Origin of the sequence: Thermincola ferriacetica (genome assembly GCF_001263415.1) — a bacterium.
GTDB classification, from domain to species: Bacteria; Bacillota; Thermincolia; order Thermincolales; family Thermincolaceae; genus Thermincola; species Thermincola ferriacetica.
The window spans coordinates 98,340-123,783 of sequence record NZ_LGTE01000005.1 but is presented as its reverse complement, the minus strand read 5'-3'; the positions used below and the strand labels follow the sequence as shown (position 1 = coordinate 123,783).

23 protein-coding genes, 1 other RNA gene and 1 other annotated feature are annotated in these 25,444 nt (G+C 46.9%); of the genes, 21 read left to right on the top strand and 3 right to left on the bottom strand.

Annotation, left to right across the window (positions count from 1 at the left end; all coding sequences use genetic code 11):
- The first annotated feature begins 63 nt into the window (after window positions 1-63).
- The 5 genes from Tfer_RS05400 (at window position 64) to Tfer_RS05380 (ending at window position 6,290) form a co-directional block, all read left to right on the top strand.
- Window positions 64-1,101, top strand: a complete 1,038-nt coding sequence (locus Tfer_RS05400) for a tetratricopeptide repeat protein (protein WP_052217209.1) — start codon at window positions 64-66, stop codon at window positions 1,099-1,101.
- Between the two features lie 126 nt (window positions 1,102-1,227).
- Window positions 1,228-1,728 carry a 4Fe-4S dicluster domain-containing protein gene (locus Tfer_RS05395; protein WP_052217208.1) on the top strand — a complete coding sequence of 167 codons (501 nt, stop codon included), beginning with the start codon at window positions 1,228-1,230 and terminating at the stop codon, window positions 1,726-1,728.
- Window positions 1,729-3,636, top strand: a complete 1,908-nt coding sequence (cooS, locus tag Tfer_RS05390; protein WP_052217207.1) for an anaerobic carbon-monoxide dehydrogenase catalytic subunit — start codon at window positions 1,729-1,731, stop codon at window positions 3,634-3,636.
- Between the two features lie 15 nt (window positions 3,637-3,651).
- Complete coding sequence (locus Tfer_RS05385; protein ID WP_052217206.1) at window positions 3,652-4,908, top strand: NAD(P)/FAD-dependent oxidoreductase; 1,257 nt, start codon at window positions 3,652-3,654, stop codon at window positions 4,906-4,908.
- A gap of 158 nt (window positions 4,909-5,066) precedes the next feature.
- On the top strand, window positions 5,067-6,290 hold the full coding sequence (locus tag Tfer_RS05380; protein ID WP_052217205.1) for a tetratricopeptide repeat protein: 1,224 nt from the start codon (window positions 5,067-5,069) through the stop codon (window positions 6,288-6,290).
- A 23-nt stretch (window positions 6,291-6,313) separates the two neighbouring features.
- Here Tfer_RS05380 and Tfer_RS05375 read toward each other — a convergent pair whose 3' ends face one another.
- On the bottom strand, window positions 6,314-7,408 hold the full coding sequence (locus Tfer_RS05375) for a GGDEF domain-containing protein (RefSeq protein ID WP_052217204.1): 1,095 nt from the start codon (window positions 7,406-7,408) through the stop codon (window positions 6,314-6,316).
- A 102-nt stretch (window positions 7,409-7,510) separates the two neighbouring features.
- Here Tfer_RS05375 and Tfer_RS05370 point away from each other — a divergent pair, with 102 nt between their 5' ends.
- Window positions 7,511-8,152 (top strand): hypothetical protein, encoded by a 642-nt coding sequence (locus Tfer_RS05370; RefSeq protein ID WP_013120792.1) that lies wholly within the window; start codon window positions 7,511-7,513, stop codon window positions 8,150-8,152.
- A 20-nt stretch (window positions 8,153-8,172) separates the two neighbouring features.
- On the opposite strand, the gene Tfer_RS05365 is transcribed toward Tfer_RS05370, so the two are convergent.
- Window positions 8,173-9,186 (bottom strand): DUF2225 domain-containing protein, encoded by a 1,014-nt coding sequence (locus Tfer_RS05365; RefSeq protein ID WP_052217203.1) that lies wholly within the window; start codon window positions 9,184-9,186, stop codon window positions 8,173-8,175.
- A gap of 194 nt (window positions 9,187-9,380) precedes the next feature.
- Between Tfer_RS05365 and folE the strand changes: the two genes are divergently transcribed.
- The 3 genes from folE to surE are packed head-to-tail and all read left to right on the top strand — an operon-like array spanning window position 9,381 to window position 11,026.
- Window positions 9,381-9,947 (top strand): GTP cyclohydrolase I FolE, encoded by a 567-nt coding sequence (folE, locus tag Tfer_RS05360; RefSeq protein ID WP_013120790.1) that lies wholly within the window; start codon window positions 9,381-9,383, stop codon window positions 9,945-9,947.
- Between the two features lie 41 nt (window positions 9,948-9,988).
- Window positions 9,989-10,210 carry a YpmA family protein gene (locus Tfer_RS05355; RefSeq protein ID WP_052217202.1) on the top strand — a complete coding sequence of 74 codons (222 nt, stop codon included), beginning with the start codon at window positions 9,989-9,991 and terminating at the stop codon, window positions 10,208-10,210.
- A gap of 48 nt (window positions 10,211-10,258) precedes the next feature.
- Window positions 10,259-11,026: a 5'/3'-nucleotidase SurE gene (surE, locus tag Tfer_RS05350; protein WP_052217201.1), complete on the top strand. Its 768-nt coding sequence runs from the start codon at window positions 10,259-10,261 to the stop codon at window positions 11,024-11,026.
- Here surE and spoVB read toward each other — a convergent pair.
- Window positions 11,012-12,571, bottom strand: coding sequence for a stage V sporulation protein B (gene spoVB, locus Tfer_RS05345; RefSeq protein ID WP_052217200.1), 1,560 nt, complete (start codon window positions 12,569-12,571; stop codon window positions 11,012-11,014). The genes surE and spoVB overlap by 15 nt on opposite strands.
- Window positions 12,572-12,627: 56 nt before the next feature.
- On the opposite strand from spoVB, the gene Tfer_RS05340 reads away from it, so the two are divergent.
- From Tfer_RS05340 to Tfer_RS05290, 12 genes are all read left to right on the top strand, one after another.
- On the top strand, window positions 12,628-13,230 hold the full coding sequence (locus Tfer_RS05340) for a GNAT family N-acetyltransferase (RefSeq protein WP_052217199.1): 603 nt from the start codon (window positions 12,628-12,630) through the stop codon (window positions 13,228-13,230).
- On the top strand, window positions 13,214-14,716 hold the full coding sequence (gene hemZ, locus Tfer_RS05335; RefSeq protein WP_052217198.1) for a coproporphyrinogen dehydrogenase HemZ: 1,503 nt from the start codon (window positions 13,214-13,216) through the stop codon (window positions 14,714-14,716). Before Tfer_RS05340 ends, hemZ begins: the two co-directional genes overlap by 17 nt.
- A gap of 214 nt (window positions 14,717-14,930) precedes the next feature.
- Window positions 14,931-15,302: a hypothetical protein gene (locus Tfer_RS05330; protein ID WP_013120784.1), complete on the top strand. Its 372-nt coding sequence runs from the start codon at window positions 14,931-14,933 to the stop codon at window positions 15,300-15,302.
- A 94-nt stretch (window positions 15,303-15,396) separates the two neighbouring features.
- Window positions 15,397-15,625: a binding site (T-box leader), on the top strand.
- Between the two features lie 75 nt (window positions 15,626-15,700).
- Window positions 15,701-16,960, top strand: coding sequence for a histidine--tRNA ligase (hisS, locus tag Tfer_RS05325; protein WP_052217197.1), 1,260 nt, complete (start codon window positions 15,701-15,703; stop codon window positions 16,958-16,960).
- 39 nt (window positions 16,961-16,999) lie between these two features.
- Window positions 17,000-18,787, top strand: coding sequence for an aspartate--tRNA ligase (aspS, locus tag Tfer_RS05320; protein WP_052217196.1), 1,788 nt, complete (start codon window positions 17,000-17,002; stop codon window positions 18,785-18,787).
- A gap of 159 nt (window positions 18,788-18,946) precedes the next feature.
- Window positions 18,947-19,126, top strand: a non-coding RNA gene (ssrS, locus tag Tfer_RS15925) — 6S RNA.
- Between the two features lie 37 nt (window positions 19,127-19,163).
- Entirely contained in the window at window positions 19,164-19,928 is a 765-nt protein-coding gene (locus Tfer_RS05315; RefSeq protein ID WP_052217195.1) for a tRNA threonylcarbamoyladenosine dehydratase, read from the top strand.
- 121 nt (window positions 19,929-20,049) lie between these two features.
- Entirely contained in the window at window positions 20,050-20,328 is a 279-nt protein-coding gene (locus Tfer_RS05310) for a metal-sensitive transcriptional regulator (RefSeq protein ID WP_013120780.1), read from the top strand.
- Window positions 20,329-20,356: 28 nt separating this feature from the next.
- Window positions 20,357-20,686, top strand: a complete 330-nt coding sequence (trxA, locus tag Tfer_RS05305) for a thioredoxin (RefSeq protein ID WP_013120779.1) — start codon at window positions 20,357-20,359, stop codon at window positions 20,684-20,686.
- A gap of 175 nt (window positions 20,687-20,861) precedes the next feature.
- Window positions 20,862-21,281 carry a Fur family transcriptional regulator gene (locus Tfer_RS05300; protein WP_052217194.1) on the top strand — a complete coding sequence of 140 codons (420 nt, stop codon included), beginning with the start codon at window positions 20,862-20,864 and terminating at the stop codon, window positions 21,279-21,281.
- A 48-nt stretch (window positions 21,282-21,329) separates the two neighbouring features.
- On the top strand, window positions 21,330-22,232 hold the full coding sequence (locus tag Tfer_RS05295) for a putative manganese transporter (RefSeq protein ID WP_052217193.1): 903 nt from the start codon (window positions 21,330-21,332) through the stop codon (window positions 22,230-22,232).
- Between the two features lie 317 nt (window positions 22,233-22,549).
- The gene (locus Tfer_RS05290) at window positions 22,550-25,444 is read left to right on the top strand and encodes an SNF2-related protein (protein ID WP_052217192.1); all 2,895 of its coding nucleotides are present in this window, start codon (window positions 22,550-22,552) and stop codon (window positions 25,442-25,444) included.

Genomic DNA, 25,444 nt, shown 5'->3' with positions numbered 1-25,444 from the left:
TTTATTTTTTCTTTCATAACTTCGGTCTTTGCCTAATATGCTTTAGGGAGGTGATTTTGGCCTATGAGAGAATCAAAGGAAAACTCCTTAAAGCAACAAGTGGAATTTTATAAAACGGCGGTGGCCAATGCCCCCAATGATACGGCGGCTTTGCTCCGGTTAGGGTATGCCCTGGCAAAATCCGGCATGTACAGGGAGGCGGAAGAAACCTACCAAAAAGCCCTGGCCGTGGAACCGGACCTCTACCTGGCGGAGTACGGGCTGGGTTACATATATTTAAAAGAGAAAAGATATGACGATGCCGTTCTTCGATTCCAAAGAGCAATCAATATTAATCCTGATTACGTACAGGCCTATTACCGGCTCGGTTATCTGTATTGGGAAATAAAGGACCTGGATAAATCCCAGGAACTTTTGAAAAAAGTTATTGCTTTGGAAAGTAACCACGCCAAGGCACATTTTTACCTGGGCAAGGTACATAATACCTTAGGTCAGTGGGATAAGGCGAAAGAATACCTGGAAAAGGCGGTAGCTTATAATCCTGATTTTGATTTTGCCTGGTACCAACTGGGCCTGGCGTTTCAGGGTATGAACAAGACGGCAGAAGCCCTGGCTGTTTTCCAAAAAGCCCTCGAAATAAACCCCAAGCTGGAATACATCTATGACCAGATTGGTCGCATTCACTGGCGTACCAATAACATCACTGAAGCAATTAAAAATCACCGGAAGGCTGTACAGTGCTCGTCCAAAGCTGCCTACTTGTGGAAAAACCTGGGTATTTCCTATATAAAAAATAAACAATACTGGGAAGCTGTAGCCGCTTTGCACAAATCCATCCAACTGAACAAGCGGAACCCGGCAGCTTATTATTACCTGGGGTATGCTTATTTTTGCCTGCAGGAAAAAGAACTGGCTGCCAAAAACTTTGTGGCCGTGCTAAAGCGGTTACCCGGCCATAAAAAGGCACGGCAATATCTGGAACGAACGGGTTATGTGAAGGAAATAACCGAAAAGGGTGTTGGTCCGGGGCTGGAAGAAGGCCAGTCACTGGAAGAAAAAATTCTCTTGTTGAAAAAACGCTGGTCACAAAACACGCCCTAATTTGTATTATGTGAAAAATAAAAATATTTTGTTGAATTCAGACAGGAAATGTAAAAGAAAACAGAAAATAGATAATTAACCTAAAATAATCGCCTATTGAATTGAAAACGGAAGGGAGGGGTTTTCTTGAAACAAATTCTTGTCGATGTAAAACGATGCCTTGGCTGTAAATCTTGTGAAATTGCCTGCGCTGTTGGACATTCGGTAACCAAAATCCTGTTTACCGCCATCGTGGAAACGCATAAGCCGCGGAAACGGGTTTTTGTTGAACAGGGGAACGGCCTGAATTTTCCTGTGCAGTGCCGGCATTGCGAGGAACCTGCCTGTGTGCAGGCGTGCATGGCCGGAGCTTTGAAGAAAGATGCGGAAACAGGTGTGGTTATACATGATGCCGATAGGTGTGTGGGCTGCTGGATGTGTGTGATGACCTGTCCTTTTGGCGCCCTGGGCCAGGACAAGCAAGGCAAGGTGGCGGTCAAGTGCGACCGGTGTTCGGAAACAGGGGATCCGCAATGTGTAAAGGCTTGTCCTACTAAGGCCATTATGTATTTACCTGTTGATGACTTCAGTAAAAACAGGCGGGTAAGTTATTTGACCAACATTTTCTATCAGGAGGAGGGGAAATAAATGAGTGTTAAAGATGTTTCTATCGATCCGGCAGTTCCGGGATTACTTGAAAAAGCGGAGAATGACGGATTAGAGACTGTTTGGCATAGATTTGCAAGTCAACAGCCCCAATGTGGCTTTGGTTTGCTGGGTATTTGCTGTAGAAATTGCGTGCAGGGACCATGCCGTATTGATCCCTTTGGCGAAGGACCGCAAAAGGGCATATGCGGCGCCAATGCCGACCTGATGGTGGCCCGCAACCTGTTGCGTTCCGCGACAGGTGGGGCAGCGGCCCATATTGACCACGCTTATGAGGCAGTAGAAGCTTTATACCAAGCTGCCGTGGGGAAGGCGCCCTATGAAATAAAAGATGAGGCAAAATTAAAGGCTGTTGCCGGTAAATTAGGTATTTCTGTGGATGGAAAAGACAAAAATACCCTGGCCAGAGAAGTCGCGGAGGCAGCCTTTGCTGATTTTGCCAACCATGGCGCTGCGCCCATGAAATGGCTAACTGCCACTGCTCCCGCCGAGCGAGTGGAAACATGGGGTAAGCTGGGTTTATTACCCAAAAATCCTGACCGGGAGATCCGCACGGCCATGCACCAAACCAGCATGGGTGTGGATTCTGACCCTGTCAACCTGATCCTGGCTACGGTTAAAATGGGTTTGGTTGACGGCTACGGCGGACTGCACCTGGCTACTGATATTCAGGACATCCTCTTTGGGACACCCAGCCCTGTGGTATCGGACGCAAATTTAGGTGTGCTTGATGCAGATTATGTTAACATTATTATTCACGGTCATGTTCCCCTCTTGTCGGAAAAAGTGGTGGAGTGGGCCCGGAAGCTGGAAAACGAGGCCATAGCTGCCGGAGCAAGGGGGATTAAGCTGGCGGGAATCTGCTGTACGGGCAATGAGGTTTTGATGCGGCAGGGGGTACCCCTGGCCACCAACTTTCTGGCCCAGGAACTGGCTGTAACAACGGGAGCGGTTGATGCCATGGTGGTGGATGTACAGTGCATCATGCCGTCCCTGGCTGACATAACGGCTTGCTATCATACCAAACTGATTACGACCATGCCCATAGCCAAAGTACCCGGTGCCGAGCACGTGCCCTTTGATATAGAAAAAGTTGATGAAACAGCCCGGCAAATAGTGCGCATAGCTATTGAAGCTTTTAAAAACAGAGACCCGGAGAAGGTCAGGATTCCAGGTCATAGGTCCAAAGTAGTGGCCGGGTTTAGCGTAGAGGCTGTGGTAGGCGCCCTGGCCAAACTGAACGCTGACAATCCTTTAAAGCCGCTGGTTGATAATATTGCTAACGGTAATATTCTGGGAGCTTGCGGCGTAGTGGGATGCAACAACGCCAAGGTGGTGCAGGATTCCTTCCATGTAGCCCTGGTGAAGGAGTTATTGAAAAACAACGTGCTGGTTGTTGCCACCGGTTGTGCCGCCCATGCCCTTGGGAAGGCAGGTTTCCTGACGCCGGAGGCCACTTTGCAGTACGCCGGTGACAGCCTTAAGGCTGTACTGACTGCGGTGGGCGAGGCAGCCGGGTTAAAGGCGCCGTTGCCGCCGGTGTTGCATATGGGCAGTTGTGTGGATAATTCCCGTATCGGCGACTTGCTCAAAGCATTAGCTGCTTACCTGAATGTAGCCGTCAAAGACCTGCCGGTAGCAGCATCGGCCCCCGAATACCAGCATGAAAAGGCTATTGCTATCGGCACCTGGGCAGTGGCACTGGGAGTATTTACCCACCTGGGTGTTGTTCCGCCTGTACTGGGCAGCCAGGTGGTGGCCGGCGCGCTCACGGGAGAAACGGCCGAAAACCTGCTGGGTGGAAAATTCTATGTGGAGACTGACCCCATAGCTGCGGCCCAGGGAATCATCGCGCACATTAAAGATAAACGCGCCAAGCTCGGGATATAAGATGGGGGGATTCCCATGCGACACGTTATCATTGGCTTTAGTGCCGCCGGATTGGCTGCCGTACGGGCTATCCGTGCAGCAGACGACAGGGCGGAAATCACCGTCATAACAGAGGAACCCCATAGCGTTTATTCCCGGTGCCTGTTGACTTATTATCTGTCCGGCCGGGTGAGGGAAGACCAGATGTTTTTATTGACCGAGGCTGAGGTTAAGGCTTTAAACATTACTTTGAAAACCGGTGTCAGGGCGGTACAGGTGCGGCCTTCTGTAAAGGAGGTGCTCCTGTCCAACGGGGAGACGGTTAAGTTCGATAAACTGTTGCTTGCCACAGGAGCATCAGCCATAGTCCCCAGGGCGACCTTTGAGGGAGCAGGACAGATTTATACCCTGCGGACCCTGGACGATGCCAAAACCTTAGAACAGAACCTGCCAATAATAAAAAAGGCGGTAGTTTTAGGTGATGGGTTGGTGGCGGTAACTACTGCTCAGGCATTGGGCCAACGAGGCATCGATGTATCTTTGGTGGGCCTGGCTCCGCATTTACTGGCGGGTTTTTTGGATCAGAAGGCCGGTAAGTTAATTGAAGAATGCCTTGCCCGGAAGGTCGGTATTAAATTTTACTCTGGAAAAACCATCAATAAAGTGGCCAAGGATGCGGCCGACAACATAAATGAAGTGGAGTTATCCGACGGTAGCCGCCTGCAGGCAGATGCTGTCATCCTGGCTGTCGGAGTTCGACCGAATATTGAACCGGTAATGAACACTCCTATTAAATGTGACCGGGGAATACCGGTTAACGATTACATGGAGACCAATATACCCGACATATATGCCGCCGGAGATGTGGCCCAAAAGCGGAAGATACTCGCCGGTGCAGCCGAATTGGTTCCTTTATGGCCTGCTGCTGTTGAGGAAGGAAAAACCGCCGGTATGAATATGGCCGGGAGGCGGAAAAAATATACCGGCGCCTTGACTATGAATTCCGTAAATGTGGGCGGCCTGTCCATTATTGCTGCGGGCTTAAGCAATGGGGCCGGTCAGGAGTTGAAAATATACGAGTACTTAAATGCAGCAAAACCGGAATACCGGAGAATTGTTTTCCGTGACGACAAGCTGGTTGGTTTCATACTGCTGGGAAGCACAGAAAAAGCGGGAATTTTGTCTGCCCTGGTTAAAGAACAGGTTGACGTATCGACATATAAAGATGAAATTTGTATGGGCCGAATTAATTATCCAAAATTGTCAGCGTCCAAATTTGCAGGTGCCTTATAGCCAGGAACGGTTTTGCCCCCGAAAAGCTACACTTTTCGGGGGTTTTTGCTATCGTTTCAGGCAAGAATTTGACGTACGAAAGTTGGAAAAATCAGCAGGGAATCTTGCTAAAACAATAGAAATTCTCCCCAACAATTATGGAAGGGAGAGATAAATCTGTGCTGGAAAGTAAGGTTTCCAAGGAAGAGTTCAAGCCTGATCCGGTGGGCGTGCTGCAAAAGTCAGCCCTGCTGGCCAGGAGTATTTTCAGTAAACCGGCTTATCTTACTATGGCAGGGTTTGTATATGAAGCCCTGGGCGAAATAGACAAGGCGCACGAAAATTACCTGTCAGCTTTGAGTATGGCTCCTTCATGGTCAATTGTCCACTACCGGCTGGGACATGTCCACCTGAAAAAAGGCCAACTGCGGGAAGCAGCCAGATATTTTCAAAGGGCGGCCGAAATCAGAAATGATAAACCCAAATATTTCATGTGGCTGGGAGAGGTATACTCCAACCTGGGTTCATCGGATAAAACCATAAGTTCCTATAACCGGGCCTTGGTGCTGCAACCGAAATCTGTCAAGACCTTGTTGGCCAAAGGCAACTGCTATTACCTTGAACGGCGGGTGAAGGAGGCGCTGAGTTGTTACAATACAGCTCTTATTTATGACCCGAAAAACAAGGAAGCCCTGCATGCCAAAGGATTGTGCCTGATTGAACTGGGAGAGTACGGGGAAGCCCTGGAATGTTTCCTGCGGCTGGAACAGCTCAAGGATAACGGACCTGTTCTGAAGGCTAATATAGGATTTTGTTTAAGCAAGGTGGGTTACCACAAAAAAGCGGTGGAATATTATGAAGAAGCCGAAAAGGCGGAGTATTGCACTGTGGACCTGCTGAATAACAAAGGTTATTCCCTGGTGGAACTGGGTTGGTATGAAATGGCTCTGGTTTGTTATGACCGGGCGTTGGAAATGGCGCCAAAGGATGTGGACCTGCTGAGCAACAAGGGAACGTGCCTTGGCAAAGCCGGGCGGCATGAAGAAGCGCTGGCATGCTTTGATGAAGCCTTGGAGATTGCACCTAAAGACGTTACCCTTATTAATAATAAGGCCTTGTGCCTTGATGCCATGGGCAGGCATGAGGAAGCCCTCGGATTTTATGAGCAGGCACTGGAAATTGACCCACGCAACGATATACTGTTATTAAATAAGGGAGAATGCCTGGCGAAAATGAATAAATATGATGAAGCGCTGGCCTGTTTTGACCGGGTTATAGAATTTAACCCCAGGCATACGGGGGCGTGGACCAGTAAAGGGGCGCTCATGGAAGAGCTGGGCCGGGTAAAGGAAGCCGTTGACTGTTATAATAGCGCTTTCGGCCTCACGGGGAAGGCGTCGTAAAAGGCGGAAAAAGGCTCGGGGATTTAAAAGCCCTCGGGCCTATAAATTTGTGTTTTATTGCGGCCAAGTTTTTTTGCCTGGTACAAGGCCTGGTCAACCACTTGGAGAAGGTCTTTAACAGTACGGGTCCCGGTTGAAAGAGCTGCCACACCTGCGCTAACAGTAATTTTGGCAGTGGCTTTTTTTTCTTCCACCTTTATATCGGTTTTTTCGATGGCTTTCCTGATTCGTTCCGCACAGAGATAAGCTTCATCGACGGCAGTATCCGGTAACAGTACAAAAAATTCTTCGCCGCCGTACCTGGCCACTATATCGCGGTCACGGATGTTTTCCTGGAAGATTTTGGCCGCTTTTTTCAGCGCGGCATCTCCTGCCGGGTGGCCATAGGTATCATTAAACTGCTTAAAATAATCAATGTCCAGCAGGATTAAGGAAAGAGGTTTGTTGTACTTTTGCGCCCACTGGATTTCTTCGCGCAAACGGCCAACAAAATAGCGGTAATTATATAATTCAGTCAAAGGGTCTTTGGTGGCCATTTCTTCCACTTGTGCATTATAGGCAGATAACTGGCGGTATGCCGCCTGCAGTTCTTTGATGAGTTCCTCTTTTTCCTGCTGTTGTTCGTATTCCCGCTGCAAAATGAAAGAGGCCAGGATACCGAAAGCTATAAAGTAAATTAACTGGGTAGCCAGTTGTACTTTGTCAATGCCGGTACGGTAAAAAGCTGCGCCTGTCAAGGAAACGGCCAGGTAAATAATGCTGATAACGAAAACAAGACCGAAATATTTCTTTACTCCGTAACGGATTCCCAATACCAGGATCAGAAAATAGTATAACTGGTGGAGGTCAGTCTGGTGTTGGCCCCGTAAAAAAAGCATGGTCGATACAAAAAGGGTATCTAAAACGGACAGAAGGTGCGACCAGTTTCGGCTAATGGGCTGCGACAGCATGTAAAAATGAACATAAAAATTAACCAGAGCAGTGCCAATTACCACGCCCCATAAAACCAAGCCTGTATTTAAACCTGAAAGGTAAAAAAGAAGCGGACTTCCCAATACGACAAGCCATCGCATTCTGGTAATGAAAAGTTCGGACCTGTTCTCCGGCAACGGTTTCATATGTAGTCAGGGCCTCCAAAAGTAATGGTTGCAAAAAGAGGAGTTTGCCAGTAAGACACAGAAATAGAATATTAAAACTAGTATCCCCGGGGAGGGTCATTTTTGATTACTGGAAAAAGATTTTTAAAAGTATTTTTGATATTTTTATTTCTCTTTTTTTCATTTGGCTGCTCCGGTAACGGTGACGGAGAGAAGTTGGATTATCAAAAAGCATTAAAAGATGATGCTGTTCAAGGACTCAGTGGCGCTATCGCCGAAGATTATACTCAATTGACAATTATCAGGGGTTCACTTTATAAATACAGTATTAATCCGTCTAAACCGCAGTATTTGGGCATCACCATTGGCGCACTGCAGGCGATGGTTTTTCCTACTGAATACGAATATGACCGGCTGACGAAGCTGGAAAGCATATCACCGGCGATGAAAAAAGACATTATTGCTCAGCCTATGTTGAACATAGTGATGAAAAAAAGGGATGTATTTTCTCACCTATACAGTGATTTGCTGGAACCATTAAACAAGCAGATTGATGAAGGAAAACCGGTAACTCCCCAGCAGATCAAGACTCTAAATGAAACAGTACGAGTCCTGGACCGGATGGTCACAGAATACGCCACTTTAATCAAGCCGGGCCTTGATTTTAACGGCAGAGAAGCAGAAGACGCTTTCCTGAGGCTGCAGGGATACCATAAAGAACTGCAGAAAATCAAGCTCCCACCCTATAACCCCGAAACCCCTTAAAAAAATAGCCGATGAACCGGCTATTTTTTTATTACACTCAGTATCTGTTCCTTCAGGCCTTCTTCGGTATCAGAACCTTCAATTTGTATATTTGCTTCTATAATGGCGTCAAGGACGGCACGTAAAACGGCTTCTTTTCCCAACAGTACCTGGGTTTTATTATAGCAAAAATTGGACATTTCCTTTAACCACTCTACCTGGTCCGTATAAATACTGGCAAACATCTTTACCTTATTCCGGTGCCTGGGCTTAGGGGTGGCAGAAGTCAGGGGTTGGGATGGCTCTTCTGTTTTTTCTGCCTGGTTATCACCGAATTGGCTATCTTTAGATTGTTTCTTTAACGGTACGCTGTCCACTTTTTTTCTTTCCTCACGGGCCAGGTCCCACTGGTCTCTCAGCATTCTTTCCAGCTCAGGTTCGTGTTTAATATCCTTGTTCATTACTGCTCGGCTAAACCATTGAATAGCCTCGTCAAGATAGCCCAGGCGGCGGTTAAGTTCACCGATAATGTACATTAATCTGACATCGCTTAGTCTGGAAGCAAGATTCACTTCTTTTTCAAAAGATTCTTTGTAATGATTTAAAGCTTCTTTTAGCATTTCTTTTTCTTGTTCTTCTTTGCCCAATTCCCTGCAGATCCAGGCTGCCCTTAAATAGAGGCTGGCTTTAAAACCCGGACCCGCCTGCCTTATCTGAGCGGTGCGGATAGCCAGCTCGAATGACCTTAATGCAACTGCCGGAGTCCGTTCGCCGCTAAAATCAGGTTCATTGGTGCGCAGGAGCGCCAACCCCTTTTTTAGCCTTTCCAGTTCGGCCGGGCGAAGTTCGTCGGAAAAGTTTTTATCCGGTGCCGCGTACTGGCAATGGGGACAAACCCAAACGGTATAGTGGACCGGGTTGACATCCCTGTAAATGGTATTGAAGTCCGATTCTCTTTTCATGACATAGCAGGCAGAACTCCTTACCCTGGTAACAGTAAACTTTTTTTCGCATACCGGGCAGGTTTTTACTTGCTCGAAAAATGCGCTGACCACTTTAATTCCTCCTTTTACCAGTACTTACCTAAAATATTCGATTCTTTATGACATTTTCCTTCTTTCAATAATTTTTCGGTGCGAAACAGGAGGAAATATTATTCTTTCGTAGAAAAAGTAAAAATATTTCGCAAATTTGTTGCCTGTGCGTTATACCGGACCCACCAGGACAGTTAAAATAAGGAGAGGATAATATGTTTGACCAACAAAAGCTGGAGCAGGCCGTAAAAATGATTTTAGAAGCCATTGGAGAGGATCCTACCCGCGAGGGTCTGGTGGATACCCCCAAAAGGGTGGCCCGGATGTACCAGGAAATATTTTCAGGGCTGGAAGAAGATCCGAAAGATCACCTGAAGGTGTTATTTACCGAGGATCATGAAGAAATGGTATTGGTAAAAGACATCCCCTTCTATTCCATGTGCGAGCACCATCTACTGCCCTTTTTCGGGCGGGCTCATGTAGCTTACATTCCCCGTAGAGGGAAAATTACCGGCCTGTCCAAATTAGCCAGGGCTGTCGAAACTATTGCCAAACGGCCTCAACTTCAGGAAAGGCTGACCTGCGGGATAGCCGAAGCCATTATGGAAAGCCTTAATCCATTAGGTGTCCTTGTAGTTGTGGAAGCTGAGCATATGTGTATGACCATGCGGGGGGTCAAAAAACCTGGTTCCATGACAGTGACCTCCGCTGTGCGCGGTCTGTTTAAGACGCAGGAAGCTACAAGGGCGGAGGCATTTGCATTAATCAGGAGCCAAAAGTAGCATAATGAAATATATCAGGAATAAAATAAACGGAGGGTGACATGGATACGAACAACGAAAACCTTGAAAAGGCCAATCCAAATACTGAGAAAAAAGATAAGGATAAATTGGAATTAATTGCGGCTAAAAGTTTTGATGAATATGACCAGATGTACAAGGTAATTGATTTTTTAAACAAAACCTTGAAACATAAAAAGGTAATGTTTGGTCTGACCAAGAATACAGAAAAGAAAACTATGACAATATCTATATATGAAGTTTAAAAGAAAATGCTTGGGGTTTCCCCAAGCATTTAGCGTAGAGGTGGTCAAATGAAGATTTTATTGAGTAATGATGACGGCATTAATGCGGCAGGGATTCAGGCCTTGAGAGAAGCCATGGAAACTGTTGGGGAAGTGGTTATTGTTGCCCCCGACCGGCCCAAAAGTGCATCAGGGCATGGCATTACCGTGCATAAACCGTTAAGAGTTGACGAAATAAGGTATTCCAACAGTTCCACCAAAGGATATGCAGTTAACGGGACCCCCTCTGACTGTGTAAAGCTGGCCCTGGAAGGATTGCTTACGAAAAGGCCGGATATCGTGGTTTCCGGTATCAATTTTGGACCAAATCTGGGAACCGATGTTCTTTATTCGGGTACTGTTTCGGCTGCTTTGGAAGGAGTAATCCACGGTATACCTTCCATTGCTGTTTCTTTGGCCAGCTACGAGAAGGAAGATTATACACTGGCGGCCAGAGCAGCTATACAAGTTGTGAAAGCGGTTGTCGAGAAGGGTCTGCCTGATGAAACCCTGCTAAATATTAATGTTCCCGCTGTGCCAGAAAAGGAAATTAAAGGCATTACCGTCACCAAGTTGGGAAAAAGGATATACAAAAATACTTTTGAAAAGAGAAAAGACCCCAGGGGACGGGATTATTACTGGATGGCCGGTGAGGCAGTGGACCTGGCCGGAGATCCGGATACGGATATTAACGCTGTTAAACGTAACGAAATTTCCGTTACACCGATTGTATTTGACATTACCAATTATCAGCTCATAAAGAAGTTGCAGGAATGGAATCTTTCACTGGAAGGGTAGATATTTGCGCAGGAAAGAGAACCTCCTGATGTCCTGTCTGGTTATTAAACCCGTTAGCAGCAAGATGAAAAAGTAAATCAGAAAACCTAGGATAGCGACGATAACCAGGGAGACGGGTTGCCAAAGGTCCCAGGTTAAGCATAGTTGTCTTAATATGGCCGACACTAAACAAAGGCACAATATCGCTAAACCGCTTTTGGACAGGGTAACGCCTCTGGGTAACTGAAACCTGGACAGGCGTGCCAGGGACATGATGTTTAAGGATGCAGCAGAGACGAAAAACAAGACAAAAGAATAAGCGGTACCTCTGATTGATAAGTTAGGATTGGCCGTCAAAAGCCAGATGCCTGCCAGTTTGAGGACGGAACTGATGATCATGTTTTTTACGGGGACCAGGGGTTTACCCAATCCCTGCAGGATACCTGTTGTTGTCTGTATAATATACAGAAAAGGTGCTCCTAAGCACAGAATCCGAACCAGTCCGGCGACTTCCGGGGCATTAAAAATGTATTGAGTTAATTCTTGGGCAAACAGGTAAAAATACAGACAGAAAGGCAGGGCGGCCAAAAATGTTACCCTGATGGCATCATCTGACCGGCTGCGCAGTAAAGTGAGGTTATTCTTGGCCTCGGCATCGGCAATTGCCGGAACCAGAGATGTAGCCAGGGAGATTGTTAAAAGCGTGGGAATAGAGATCAATGTTAAAGCCACACCGGTAAACTGACCAAAGGTCTTGGTGGCCTCAACGCTTGTAAAACCTGCTGCAGCCAGCCGCCTGGGAATTACAAAAGCATCGACGGAAACAAGTAATGTGGAGATAAACCTGCCTGCGGTAATGGGTGCGCACAAATTAAAAAATTCGTGCAGAATATATTTTGTGCGCAGATAGGCGCCGCTCCCGGACAAACCTCCCCTATGGCGTTTCAGGTACATGACTATTAAGGCGCCGAAACCAAAAAACTCACCGATAATTCCGCTTGCTGCGATGCCGGTTGCGGCCAGTGTTATTCCCCGGGGCAGCAAGTAATAGGCAAGAAGCAGCCCGCTTGTGATGCGGATTACTTGCTCAATGACCTGGGCTGTGGCTGTGGGAGCCATATCATGTAAGCCCTGGAAGTAACCTCTGAACACAGAACTCAGGGATACAATGAATATCCCTGGAATAGTGGCGGCAAAACAAAGGGATACACGGGGGTCGTAAAAGATGTATTTTACCAGGTAAGGGAAAAGGACCAGGGTAACGGTTGTAAAAAAGATGCTGCTGAAGAAAACCAGGAACAAGGCAACACGAAATATTTTTTTGATGGCCCGGAAATTGTTTTGGGCGAGATGCTGAGCTACCATTTTGGAAACGGCCAGGGGGATTCCGGCCGTTGTAATGATTAAAATAAGAATATAAACAGGATAAACCAAGTTGAAAAGGCCTATTCCCTCCGGCCCTATCAAGCGGTAAACTGCCGCCTGAAACACGAACCCCATTAGGCGGTTGATGCCCGCAGCTAAAGCTAATATTAAAGTTCCGATAAAAAAAGACCTGGACCTCATATACTATAATTATGAGAAAACTTCGATTACATTCCCAAGAAAAGGAGAGGCAGCACATGCACCTGGAAGGGAAGAAGACGTCGATACGTACAATAGCCAGGCCAGATTTACCACTTTTGGTGAAATGGAAAAACGACCCGGTAATTGGGGAAATGGTGTGTGGCAATCCAGTCATAACTACACTGGAGCTGGAAGAGAAGCGATTTGAACGCCAGTTGGAAGAATACAGCGTCCTGCGGTTGATAATTGAGAATGAAAAGGGTGTTCCCATCGGTTTTATGTCTGTAACGGAAATCGATAAATTTAACAGGAAAGTAGAATTGGGTATGCTTATCGGAGAAAAAAAATATTGGGGCCAGGGATATGGTACCGACGCTCTTCTTACTGTTATCAATTATTTATTTAACAAGCTGGGCTTTAACCGGGTAGGAGTTGAAGTATTTCGATATAACGAACGGGCCCGCCGCTTCTATGAAAAACTTGGTTTTGTCCAGGAAGGAGTCCAGCGGGAAGGACTTTACAAAAACGGTACATATATTGATATCATCCTAATGGGCTTGCTGAAAAAAGATTTTCTGCAGCGGCGAAAAGAATTGGCGGCGATAGTGGGTATCCCGGTCGGACCGGGGGAAGGGAAAAAGCATGAAAGTCAGAATTAATGCGGAAAAAGGTTTCGACCGGGTCTGCCATGATATATTACGGGCGCTGCTGGGGCCCGCTGAATTTGTGGCGCCTGGTTTTTTAAGCCAGGCTGACCTGGATATAAGTATTACCGCAACATCCGGGCGGAAACTTTTCGCCGGGGCAACGGCAGTAAAAGGCGGGAGCCGGGACATGGAATGTATTAAAGAAGACGTTTTGATTGCCGGGGAAGCTCATAACCAGCTCAAACGCATGGTTAAACAGGCCGTATACAGGTCTGTGCTGAAGGTATGCGGGTTGAAACCCCTACCTTATGGAATCCTTACAGGCATTCGTCCCACGAAAATAGTTCACCGCCTGCTGGATATGGGATGGGACAAAGAGACAATACGAGAACATCTGTTGAAAAGTTATGATATGGACGAAGTCAAAGCTGAGGGTCTTTTAAAAGTGGCGTTAAACAACCGCAAATACATTTTAGGGCCTGAAGAGGCGGAACAAACCGTCAGTCTTTATGTGGGGATTCCTTTTTGCCCCACCAGGTGTGCCTACTGTTCCTTCCCGGCGTACCCGGTAAGTAAATACGCCGGTATGATTGCTCCTTTTGTGGTTGCTTTGAAAAAGGAGATTGCTGGGATTGCCGGCTTTCTGCGGGCGGAAGGCTGGCAGGTGCAGACCATTTATTTAGGAGGCGGAACGCCTACTGCCCTGGAGGAGAAAATACTGTCAGAACTGCTGGAATCCTTGGATAAAGCAATTCCGTTTACTACGGTGCGGGAAATAACCCTTGAAGCCGGACGTCCTGATACGCTGACCAGAGAAAAACTGGCTGTAAGCAGGAAATTGGGGGTTACCAGGTTAAGTATTAACCCCCAGTCCATGAACATCAGGACGTTAAATAACATCGGCCGGCTGCATACGCCCGAAGATATTGAATCTGCCTTTAAAATGGCCAGGCAAGCAGGGTTTAATAATATTAATATGGATATCATCATTGGTTTACCCGGCGAAACAGCGCCTGATGTGGAAAATACTTTACTGAAAATTGAACCCCTGGCGCCGGAAAATCTTACGGTACATACCCTGGCTGTGAAAAGGGCGTCCCAGATTCGGGAGAACAGGGAACGGTACGAATTGCCTGAAGAAACGGAAATAACCAAAATGCTGGCAATTACAGAGGAATATACGGAGAAATGGGGTATGCACCCTTACTACCTTTACAGGCAGAAATATATGGTCGGTCCAACGGAAAACAGGGGATATGCTGTGGAGGGTTATGACTGTATTTATAATATCCAGGTTATCGAGGAAAGACAGACCGTTATCGGTTTGGGAGCAGGAGCCGGTTCCAAATTTGTCAACCCTGCCGACTGGACATTGACAAATCTTTATAACCCGAAAGACCCGGAAGCTTATATAAATCGCGTGGATGAACTGCTCGAAAAAAAGATATCCAGGCTTGAACAGGTAAAAAATAAATACCAGGCAAGGGAAGGAAAATGATGGCCATTTGTAGAAAGCTCTATGAAGAAGAAAATTTGTATAAATATGACAAGTCATTTTCAAACTAAGTGGCTGTAATATATTTTTTGTTCATTTTGCATTTAATTGGAAGGTACTTGAATAAGATATTACGGGATATTCAGGTTAAATTTTTACATAGTTTGTGAAAATGAGAACAAATGGCGGGCAAATCCACACAAAGGAGTGTGATTTTATGAGTCTGACTATGCTTGAGGGAAGTACACAGTTGGACCGGGCGAAGCTGGCAAAAGACTTGACTTTTGAGGAATGGATGCGTTTGACCGATGACGAAAAGAGGTACGTTTATAAATCTGTTTGGAACCCCAGGCGGCCGGAAATAGGAGCTGCCACCCGAGAAGAGATTTTAAAAAAGTTCAGGGAGAGTTTACCGGTACCTGATGAAGACATTATAATGTTGCGCTACGACTATTTTGGCGCCTGTGTAGGAGCAATTCATATCGTATTAAAAAACCCGACTCATAAAATTCCGTCCCACTTTGCCTGGCTCCCGGTAAATAAGGGTGTTTTAAAGGGCGACCGGATAAAGTGGCGTTGGAGCCTCTAAGCGGCCAAGGAAATACATACGTGGGTCAGGTTGACAAGCGCTGTATATTTGGATAAAATTTATAATTGAAATTGAATCTGTAAATTAATAAAGAGCAAAGACGATGAACGGGAGAGTAACTGACCTCTTTTTTTCAGGGAGAAGATACCGTGACTGAAAGTATCTTTAAAAAATGTCAGCGAAAAAACACCCGGAAGTCGAATACTGAACATTATTTTAGTAGGTTTTTCCGGTTGACTACCGTTAAAAAGTCTGAGGGGGACAATTAATGCAAATTGTCCAACCAGGGTGGTACCGCGGGGTTTTTAACTCTCGTCCCTGTCAATAAATAGTTATTGTCAGAGACGGGAGTTTAATTTTTGTTATCGGCACATTATTCGGTAAGCGAGGTGTCATAAATGTTAACAACGGGTCCTAAAGGGACAAATGATATTCTGCCCGGGCAGGTGGAAAAATGGCATTTCCTAGAGAAAATTATCAAGGAAATCTGCCGTGAGTATGGATATGCAGAAATCAGAACGCCAATATTTGAACATACGGAATTGTTCTTACGCGGGGTTGGCGATACCACTGACGTAGTGGAAAAGGAAATGTACACCTTTCAGGACAAGGGAAAACGCAGCCTGACCCTGCGTCCGGAAATGACGGCGTCGGCTGTACGCGCTTTTGTGGAACACAAGCTTTATGCCCAGCCGCTGCCCATAAAGGTCTATTATGAGGGACCTATGTTCCGGTATGCCAATGTGCAGGCCGGGCGATACAGGCAGTTTCACCAGTTTGGAGTGGAGGTTTTCGGCAGCGATGACCCGGTGGTTGATGCCGAGGTAATCAGTATGGCCATGGATTTTTACAACCGGTTAGGTTTGCGGGACCTGGAGCTGCATATCAACAGTGTGGGCTGTCCTGTTTGCCGACCGAAGCATAGAGAGGAACTGCAGAAATTTTTGGCTGGGAAATTGGACAGGCTTTGTGCTTTATGCCGGTCCAGGTACGACCGCAATCCCATGCGTATTCTTGACTGCAAGGAAGAAGCCTGCCGGTTGGTAAGCGAAGGGGCGCCAACTACTCTGAGCTGTCTTTGCGACGATTGTCGGGAGCATTTTGAAAAAGTAAAAAATTACCTAGATGCCATCGGTATCGAATACATAATTGATGACCGCCTGGTTCGGGGATTGGACTACTACACAAAAACGGCCTTTGAAATTATGGCCGCTGATATTGGGGCCCAAAGTTCCATTGGCGGTGGCGGTCGTTACAACGGCCTGATAGAGCAGGTGGGTGGGCCGCCCACGCCCGGTATAGGATTTGCTCTCGGGTTGGAAAGAATCCTGGCCACCATGGAAAGGCAGGGTATCGAAATTCCTGTGGAAAACAGGTGTGACATTTACCTGGCTCCTCTGGGCGAGGAGGCTAAACTGAAGTCTTTCCGGATACTGGATATCCTGCGCAGGAGCGGCCTTGCTGCTGAAATAGATAACCTGAACCGCAGTCTCAAGGCACAAATGAAATTTGCCAACCGACTCAAGGCTAAATATGTGGTTATCCTCGGGGAAAACGAACTGAACCGGGGAATTGCCGCTGTCAGAAACATGGCCGACGGGCAGCAGGAAGAAATAGCCCTTGACGAATTAATAAATTATTTAAAAAAGATAGACTAAAGGTAATTTTGACCAGGAAAAGTGCAAGGAGGAGAAGGAATGACGGCATCGCTGAAAGGATTAAAAAGGACCCATCATTGTGGAGAATTAAGGAAGACCAACATTGGCGAGGAAGTTGTGCTTATGGGCTGGGTACAACGCCGGCGGGACCATGGGGGCCTGATTTTTGTTGACCTGCGTGATCGTTCTGGTTTGGTCCAGGTGGTTTTCAGCCCCGATGTGGATAAGGAAGCCTTTGCCAAGGCAGAGATCATCCGGTCTGAATATGTGTTGGCAGTAAGGGGACAGGTGGTGGCGCGGCCGGAAGGAACTGTTAATGAAAACCTGCCTACCGGCGAAATAGATGTTAACTGCCTGGAAGTGCGCATTTTAAATAAAGCCAAGACTCCGCCTTTTTACATCGAAGAAGATGTTGATGTGGATGAAAACCTCAGGCTGAAGTATCGTTACCTGGATTTAAGGCGGCCCGATATGCAGCGGAATATGATTTTAAGGCACAAAACCACCATGGCGATCCGGGAGTTTCTCGACAAGGCCGGTTTCCTGGAAATTGAGACCCCGATGCTTACCAAGAGTACGCCGGAGGGAGCGCGTGATTATCTGGTTCCCAGCCGGGTTAATCCCGGGAAATTTTACGCTTTACCCCAGTCGCCGCAAATATTCAAGCAGATCTTAATGGTGGCGGGCATGGAAAAATATTTCCAAATAGTCCGTTGTTTCCGTGACGAGGACTTACGTGCCGACCGCCAGCCGGAATTTACCCAGGTAGATATGGAGATGTCTTTTGTTGATATAGATGATGTCCTGGCTTTAACAGAAGAAATGCTGGCCCATGCCTTCAGGGCGGCAGGAATAGAGATTACAACGCCCTTTGAGCGTCTAACATACAAAGAAGCTATTGACAGGTATGGTTCAGATAAACCCGACCTGCGGTTTGGTCTGGAACTGAAAGACTTTACCGATATAGCCAAAGACTCTGATTTTAAGGTTTTCGCTTCCGTAGCTGCCGGTGGCGGTCAGGTCAAAGGAATTAATGCCAAGGGCTGTGCCGGGTTCAGCCGCAAAGAAATTGATGACCTGACGCAATTTGTGGGTATATACGGCGCCAAAGGCCTTGCCTATATTGTGGTAACGGAAGACGGACTCAAGTCGCCGATTTTGAAATTTTTTAAAGAAGAAGAAATTAAAGTCATTTTGGAAAGGTTCGAGGCAGAGCCGGGAGACCTGCTTTTCTTTGTTGCCGACAAGCCGTCGATAGTGGCAGATGCCCTGGGTCATCTGAGGGTCGAGCTGGCCAGGAGGCTAAACCTGATTGACGGTAAGGTATTTAAATTTGTATGGATTGTTGAATTCCCCCTGCTCGAATATGACGAGGAAGAACGAAGGTATGTGGCCATCCACCATCCCTTTACTTCTCCGATGGATGAAGATATTCCCCTGTTGGATTCCGATCCGTTGGTGGTCAGGGCCAAGGCTTACGATGTGGTCCTCAATGGGGTGGAACTCGGTGGTGGCAGTATCCGGATTCATTCCCGGCAGGTACAGGAAAAAATGTTTACTCTCCTTGGCTTGTCGCCGGAAGAAGCTATTGAAAAATTCGGGTTCATGCTGGAAGCTTTTGAATACGGAACGCCTCCGCATGGCGGTATTGCTTTTGGTCTCGACCGCATGGTTATGCTTATGGCCGGTCGGGATTCTATCAGGGATGTAATCGCATTCCCCAAAACACAAAGCGCTACAGATTTGATGACGCAGGCTCCTTCGGAGGTTACGGCAAAACAGTTAAGAGAACTACATATCAAACTTAATGTGGTGGCCCCAAAATAGTCTGTGGTTCCCTGAATTAACAGTGCAATTCGGTGGAATAATCGGCGAGCCCTAGAGAAATAATATATATAGACCATAAAATAGCATTTATTGGCTCTTGATAAGGGCAAAACATGTATGATATATTAATAGTGTAATCGAATATATCCAAATTGTAGCAACACCCTACTATGTTCGTGAAAGCCGATTAGTATTGAGCCAACACCAATACTAAGGGAGCCTGACTCTGTCTGTGGCTTGTATGCCTCCTTCGAGTGGACACAAAAAGCAGGCAGGAGGGCACCCACCTGTGAGAGACAGGTTCAATTTACAGCGGCTCACGACATGTGTGGGGTTATTTTATTGCGCTTCATTCCAATACAACCGGAGGATACAGATGTTACACAGGTTTTCAAGAACGGAACTGCTTATTGGCCAGGAGGGTTTGGACAGGCTTGCTGCAAGCAAGGTGGCCGTCTTCGGGGTAGGCGGGGTAGGCTCCTACACCGCTGAGGCTTTGGCCAGGGCCGGCATTGGCCACCTGGTGCTGGTTGACCATGATGATGTATGTCTTACCAATATCAACAGGCAATTGCATGCCCTACAGTCAACGGTGGGTAAGCCCAAGGTGGAATTAATGAAAGAACGGGTTCAGGATATTAATCCCAGGATTCAGGTGGATGCTATCAGGGAGTTTTATACTCCTGAAAATGGCGGGCAATTCTTTGCCCGGGGCCTCGATTATGTAGTTGATGCGATTGACAACGTAACGGGGAAGCTGGATCTGATAGAACGTTCACTAAAGGCGGGAGTGCCGGTTATATCGGCTATGGGGGCGGGTAATAAACTGGATCCCACCCGTTTTCGGGTGGCGGATATTTCGGAAACTTCAGTGGACCCCCTGGCCAGAGTAATCCGCAAGGAATTGAGACAGCGGGGTATAACTGGGGGTGTAAAAGTGGTTTATTCTGAGGAACCGCCGCTTACGCCCCGGGCTACGGAAATTGATTGCAAAACGGCCTGTATATGTACGAATAAAGAAACGGCCAACTGTACCTTGCGGCGGCAGATTCCGGGCAGCATTTCATTTGTACCTTCTGTAGCCGGCCTTATCATAGCCGGGGAAGTTGTCAGGGATTTGCTCGGGATGCAAAGAGTATGACTGTCAGGGAGTACGCAGGCAGAAAGTGCCAACAAACGTTGACAAACAAAGACTAAGCTATTATAATAAAGTTACCTGCATACCCTGTAGGGGTAGGTGGATATTGGAGGAGGATTTCCAGATGCAGAACCTTGATGTTAAAGACCAGTTGGAAAAACGCCTGAAAAGAGTCGAGGGACAGGTCAAAGGAATCAGGAAAATGATTCAGGAAGGCAAAAACTGCCAGGATATCCTGACTCAGGTGGCTGCCGCCAGGGCTGCGCTGAAAATGGTCGGTAACCTGATTCTAAATCATTATGCCGTTGAATGTATGTCCAAGTCAATGCAGTCTGACGATATGGAAAGTAAATTGGAAGAACTTCAAAAACTGGTTAAGATTTTAACCAGGTTTGCTGAATAAATAACAAAACCAGAAAGGAGTGTTTATCATGGCCGGTGATAAGGTACTTACTTTAACTGACGCTAATTTTGGCGAACAGGTGGAAAATTACGAAGGCGTTGTATTGGTGGATTTCTGGGCATCCTGGTGCGGGCCCTGCCGCATGATTGCTCCCGTTATCGACGAACTTGCCGTAGAGTATGACGGTAAGATGAAGATTGGTAAGGTCAACGTCGATGAAAACCGGGCTACTGCTGCCAAATACGGTGTTATGAGTATCCCTACTTTACTGGTGTTTAAGGGAGGCAAAGAAGTTGACCGTTTGGTCGGTTTCAGGCCCAAGGAAGACCTGAAAAAAGAACTGGATAAATATGTTTAAACAGAGAGCCGGGTGTAAAAAGCCCGGCTCTTTGTTTAAATTGGGGGAAATTGGGTTAACCTTTAGAAGATTGACGAAATACGAATTTTTTTTTGGATAAACATTGGTTGACACTAATGTCAGGGTAATCCTATAATCTAAATAAGAATGATTCTGATTGGGGGATGATGAAACCTTGATATATCAGCGAATTTTGGAAGAACTGGCTACTCACAACTGCAAAATCACTCCCCAGCGCAGAGAAATAATTAAGACCCTTATTCAGGCAAAGGTTCCCTTGAGCGCAAAACAAATTTTTGACCGGCTGAGGACAAGAAATCCGAAGATGAGCTTTGATACCGTTTATAGAAACCTGGCTATTTTAAAGGAACTGCAGGTGGTCCGTCAGTTAGATTTTCACGATGGAAAAAGCCGCTTTGAAATAGACCGCGGTCCGAAACATCACCATTATTTGGTCTGCCTCAAATGCGGCGGTGCCTGGAAAATTGACGGTTGTCCCATGGAAAATCTGAATATAAATAATATACCAACTGATTTTAAGGTAACAAACCACCGGTTTGAATTGTTCGGTTACTGCAAAGATTGCCGCAGTTGAAAAAGGACGGTGCTACGCTTACTAAAAAGTTATTAAGGCGGGATAAGTATGTTTGACCTTTTTGTGGATGCGTTGGTTGATACGGCGAAAATGCTGCCGTGGCTGTTTGTTTTTTATATGGCAATTGAATTTATAGAATTTAAATTCGGCGGCAAAATCAGGGAAAAAATCAAGACAGCCGGAAAAGCGGGACCCCTGGTGGGAGCAGCCTTAGGATCGGTACCGCAATGCGGTTTTTCTGTTATTTCAACGGCTCTTTATACGCAAAGGCTTATTACAACGGGGACTTTACTTGCTGTTTACCTGTCTACGTCCGATGAAGCAATACCGATTATTTTGGCCCAGCCGGACAAAGTGGGAGTACTGTTGCCTTTATTAACGGTTAAAATTATCATCGGAGTGGTGGCCGGATACAGTATTGATTTGGTAGGCGGTCGTTTGAGCAATGCATATATGGAAAGTGAAATATGTGCGGCTTTAGAAGACGGCCATTTACCTGGGGAGGACAGTGATGAGAAGGGCTGTTGCGGCCACAGTTGCGGTGCTGAAAAACCTCCCTTCAGGGAAATCATAATACACCCTCTGGTTCATACTCTGAAAATATTTGTGTTTCTGTTCGGTGTGACTTTGCTATTGAATTTCCTGATTTTTAAAATTGGGGAAGAAAACCTGCACGGCCTGCTCCTGGGGAATAGTATATGGCAGCCGGTAATTGTCGCTTTGGTAGGTTTGATTCCCAACTGTGCTGCATCCCTGGCCGTGACACAGATATTTTTAAGCGGCGGTATAGGATTTGGCGCTGCGGTGGCGGGACTGTCCGCCAGCGCCGGATTGGGTATTTTGGTTCTTGTCAAAGAAAACAGGAATTTGAAGGATACCCTGCGGATAATCGGTATCCTTTACGCCGCCAGCGTTATTTCGGGAATAGTTATTCAGTATTTTTATAAGTAGGAGCATCATTTTAATCAAGGTAAAAAAAGAGGGCATATTATTCTTCCACTCAAGGATAAAATCTCTTCCGGCAGTTGCTCCCACTATGTGGATTGCGGGCCGGAGGACGATTTTAGTCCCTGCTCCGCGGAATAATATGCCCTCCTTTTATAATAAGCTCGATAAAATCGCCGTTATTTTGGACACGTTTAAACAAACTGTATATGCCTGAACTGTGGGGCTATGAATTATAAAAAAATGTATCGGCAAGCAGGGGGGAGCCTGTTTTTGTTGAAAATTATATTGTATTGACAGTTTGGCAAAGGAGTTGTAGATAAGTGACTACACCGTACCATGCCAAATACTATGCCCATGAACTGACCCGCCACACAACGGGAGAAGGTGTTGAGAAGCTGTCGCGTTCCCTTTTCGACGCCAGTGTTGACCTTAACCCCCACCAGATTGAAGCGGCGCTGTTTGCCTTCCGGTCGCCGCTGGCCAAAGGGGTGCTGCTGGCAGATGAAGTGGGATTGGGGAAAACCATTGAATCAGGCCTGGTATTATGCCAGTACTGGGCGGAAAGAAAGCGCAAACTGCTCATAATCTGCCCGGCCTCCCTCCGGAAACAGTGGAGCATGGAGCTGGAAGAAAAGTTTAACCTGCCCAGCGTCATTTTGGAGGCAAAAACTTACCGGGAAGCGGAAAAACAGGGTATAGCTAACCCGTTTATTCAGGATGCTATAATGATTACTTCTTTTCAGTTTGCCAATAAGATGAAAAAGGAACTGCGCCTGGTACAGTGGGACCTGGTAGTAATTGACGAGGCCCACAAACTGCGCAATGTTTATAAGAGTAACAATAAGATGGGACGGGGTATAAAATGGGCCCTGGAGGACAGGAAAAAACTGCTCCTTACCGCCACACCCCTGCAAAATTCTTTACATGAGTTGTATGGACTGTCCCTACTGATAGATGATTACCTGTTTGGGGACTTGGCTTCCTTCAGAGCTCAGTACATGAACAGCAGAAGTGACCTTCAGGCATTAAAAGCCCGGTTGAAGACCTTTGCCCACCGGACTTTGCGGAAACAGGTCCTGGAATATATAAAATATACAGAAAGAAAGGCCATTACTTTTCCCTTTACCCCCGCTGACGATGAGCATGCCCTTTACGAGGCTGTTTCTGCGTTCCTGAAAAGGGATGATACATATGCTATTCCCCGACAACAAAAAACTCTCACTACACTGATTCTTCGAAAGTTATTGGCCTCATCATCCCAGGCTGTGGCCGGGACCCTGGAAACTATGAAACTGAGGTTGGAGAAACTCAGAGACGGCCTTGCCCAGGACGACGAACAATGGATTGAAGATATTATTGACCGGGATGAAATGGGGTCCGATTTAATTGATGAAGGAGTAGAACCGCCAGATGATGACTGGCAGACCAGTGACAACAGCGGGACGCAGGGACAATTGGAAGCAGACAGGGAAAAGATAAAAGCAGAAATTGCGGAATTGGAAAAATACATTTTATGGGCCCGTTCTATCCAGGTTGACAGTAAGTCCCGGGTCCTGCTCAAAGCTCTGGAAGCGGGTTTTACCCAGATGGAAGAAATGGGAGCAAAACGGCGGGCCCTTATTTTTACTGAATCCCGGAGAACCCAGGAATATCTGAAAAAGTTCCTGGAAGCCAACGGGTATGCCGGTAAAATAGTGTTGTTCAATGGAACCAATACTGACCCTGAATCAAAAGCCATTCTAGAGCGTTGGCTGGAAAGGCATAATTACAGCACCGAGGAAAAATCCGGCGGTTCACGGGCAGCATCCATGCGTGTTGCCCTTGTGGAACATTTCCGGGACCATGCGGAGATAATGATTGCCACAGAGTCGGCTGCTGAGGGTGTTAACCTGCAGTTCTGTTCACTGGTGATAAATTATGACCTGCCCTGGAACCCCCAGAGAATAGAACAGCGTATCGGGCGTTGCCACCGTTACGGCCAGAAACATGATGTAGTTGTCATAAACTTCCTGAATCAGCGCAACGAGGCGGACCAAAGGGTTTATCAACTTCTGGAAGAGAAATTCAAACTGTTTACCGGTGTGCTGGGGGCTTCTGATGAAGTGCTTGGCTCTATAGAATCGGGGGTTGATTTTGAAAAGCGCATTCTGGCCATTTACCAGCAATGCCGTACCCCGGAAGAAATTCAGGAGGCTTTCCGGCAACTGCAGGAGGAACTGGAGGAGTCGATCGCTTCCCGAATGGCCGAAACCCGCAGGGCTCTGCTGGAGAACTTTGACGAAGATGTTCATGCCCGCCTGCGGATAAACCTGCAGGACGCCAGAGCACAACTGGACCGGTTCGGTAAAATGTTCTGGGGCTTGACCCGCTATGTACTCCGGAACAAAGCGAGGTTTGACGACCAATCTCTCTCATTTCACCTTTTTGATTCGCCTGACCGGAACCGCATTAAAACAGGCCGGTACCGGCTGATAACCAAAGACAGACCCCCTGTTGACGATGCCTTTCTTTACCGCCTTTCACATCCTCTCGGGGAGTATGTGACCGAAACAGCCAAATCTTATTCCACTCCAACGGCGGAAGTTACTTTTCACATTACCGGACACCCTGTAAAAATAAGCGTGGTGGAACAACTGAGGGGTAAAAGCGGCTATCTTGTCTTGACAAGGTTAACCATTGAATCCTATGAAAAAGAGGAATACCTGCTTTTTAACGGTTTTTCTGACGATGGCGTTACCCTGGACCAGGAGGTCTGCGAAAAACTCTTCAACTGTTCTGCCGATTACCGTCCTATACCCGGCCTGGCTCCGTCGGTAGCGGACCGGCTCCGGCGGGAGGCTGAACGCCACATTGCCGCCACAATTGCCAAATCCATGGAGAACAACAACCGCCATTTCCAGGAGGAACGGGAACGCCTGGAAAAGTGGGCCGATGATATGATACTGGCTGCAGAAAAGGAACTGGCTGATACCAAGGCCCGGCTTAGAGAGCTGAAGCGCCGGGAACGGCAGGCTGAGACCCTGGCGGAACAGCATGAGATACAGCTCAAAATCAAAGAGACGGAACGTTTGCAGCGCCGGCAGAGACAGCAGATTTTTGACATCGAGGACGAAATCATGGAAAAAAGGGACCGGCTTATTGATGAGCTGGAAAAAAGGATGAAGCAGGAAACGGAAGCGGAAACCCTTTTTATGATCCGCTGGTGTGTTGTATAA

Excerpts from the sequence above, each read along its gene's own strand:
- Tfer_RS05295 (WP_052217193.1), top strand. The coding sequence starts at position 21,330 with ATGTTTGACCTTTTTGTGGATGCGTTGGTTGATACGGCGAAAATGCTG.
- Tfer_RS05315 (WP_052217195.1), top strand. The coding sequence starts at position 19,164 with ATGTTACACAGGTTTTCAAGAACGGAACTGCTTATTGGCCAGGAGGGT.
- folE (WP_013120790.1), top strand. The coding sequence starts at position 9,381 with ATGTTTGACCAACAAAAGCTGGAGCAGGCCGTAAAAATGATTTTAGAA.
- hemZ (WP_052217198.1), top strand. The coding sequence starts at position 13,214 with ATGAAAGTCAGAATTAATGCGGAAAAAGGTTTCGACCGGGTCTGCCAT.
- Tfer_RS05330 (WP_013120784.1), top strand. The coding sequence starts at position 14,931 with ATGAGTCTGACTATGCTTGAGGGAAGTACACAGTTGGACCGGGCGAAG.
- trxA (WP_013120779.1), top strand. The coding sequence starts at position 20,357 with ATGGCCGGTGATAAGGTACTTACTTTAACTGACGCTAATTTTGGCGAA.
- cooS (WP_052217207.1), top strand. The coding sequence starts at position 1,729 with ATGAGTGTTAAAGATGTTTCTATCGATCCGGCAGTTCCGGGATTACTT.
- Tfer_RS05375 (WP_052217204.1), bottom strand. The coding sequence starts at position 7,408 with ATGAAACCGTTGCCGGAGAACAGGTCCGAACTTTTCATTACCAGAATG.
- Tfer_RS05355 (WP_052217202.1), top strand. The coding sequence starts at position 9,989 with ATGGATACGAACAACGAAAACCTTGAAAAGGCCAATCCAAATACTGAG.
- Tfer_RS05310 (WP_013120780.1), top strand. The coding sequence starts at position 20,050 with ATGCAGAACCTTGATGTTAAAGACCAGTTGGAAAAACGCCTGAAAAGA.
- aspS (WP_052217196.1), top strand. The coding sequence starts at position 17,000 with ATGACGGCATCGCTGAAAGGATTAAAAAGGACCCATCATTGTGGAGAA.
- Tfer_RS05385 (WP_052217206.1), top strand. The coding sequence starts at position 3,652 with ATGCGACACGTTATCATTGGCTTTAGTGCCGCCGGATTGGCTGCCGTA.
- Tfer_RS05400 (WP_052217209.1), top strand. The coding sequence starts at position 64 with ATGAGAGAATCAAAGGAAAACTCCTTAAAGCAACAAGTGGAATTTTAT.
- hisS (WP_052217197.1), top strand. The coding sequence starts at position 15,701 with ATGTTAACAACGGGTCCTAAAGGGACAAATGATATTCTGCCCGGGCAG.
- Tfer_RS05340 (WP_052217199.1), top strand. The coding sequence starts at position 12,628 with ATGCACCTGGAAGGGAAGAAGACGTCGATACGTACAATAGCCAGGCCA.
- surE (WP_052217201.1), top strand. The coding sequence starts at position 10,259 with ATGAAGATTTTATTGAGTAATGATGACGGCATTAATGCGGCAGGGATT.
- spoVB (WP_052217200.1), bottom strand. The coding sequence starts at position 12,571 with ATGAGGTCCAGGTCTTTTTTTATCGGAACTTTAATATTAGCTTTAGCT.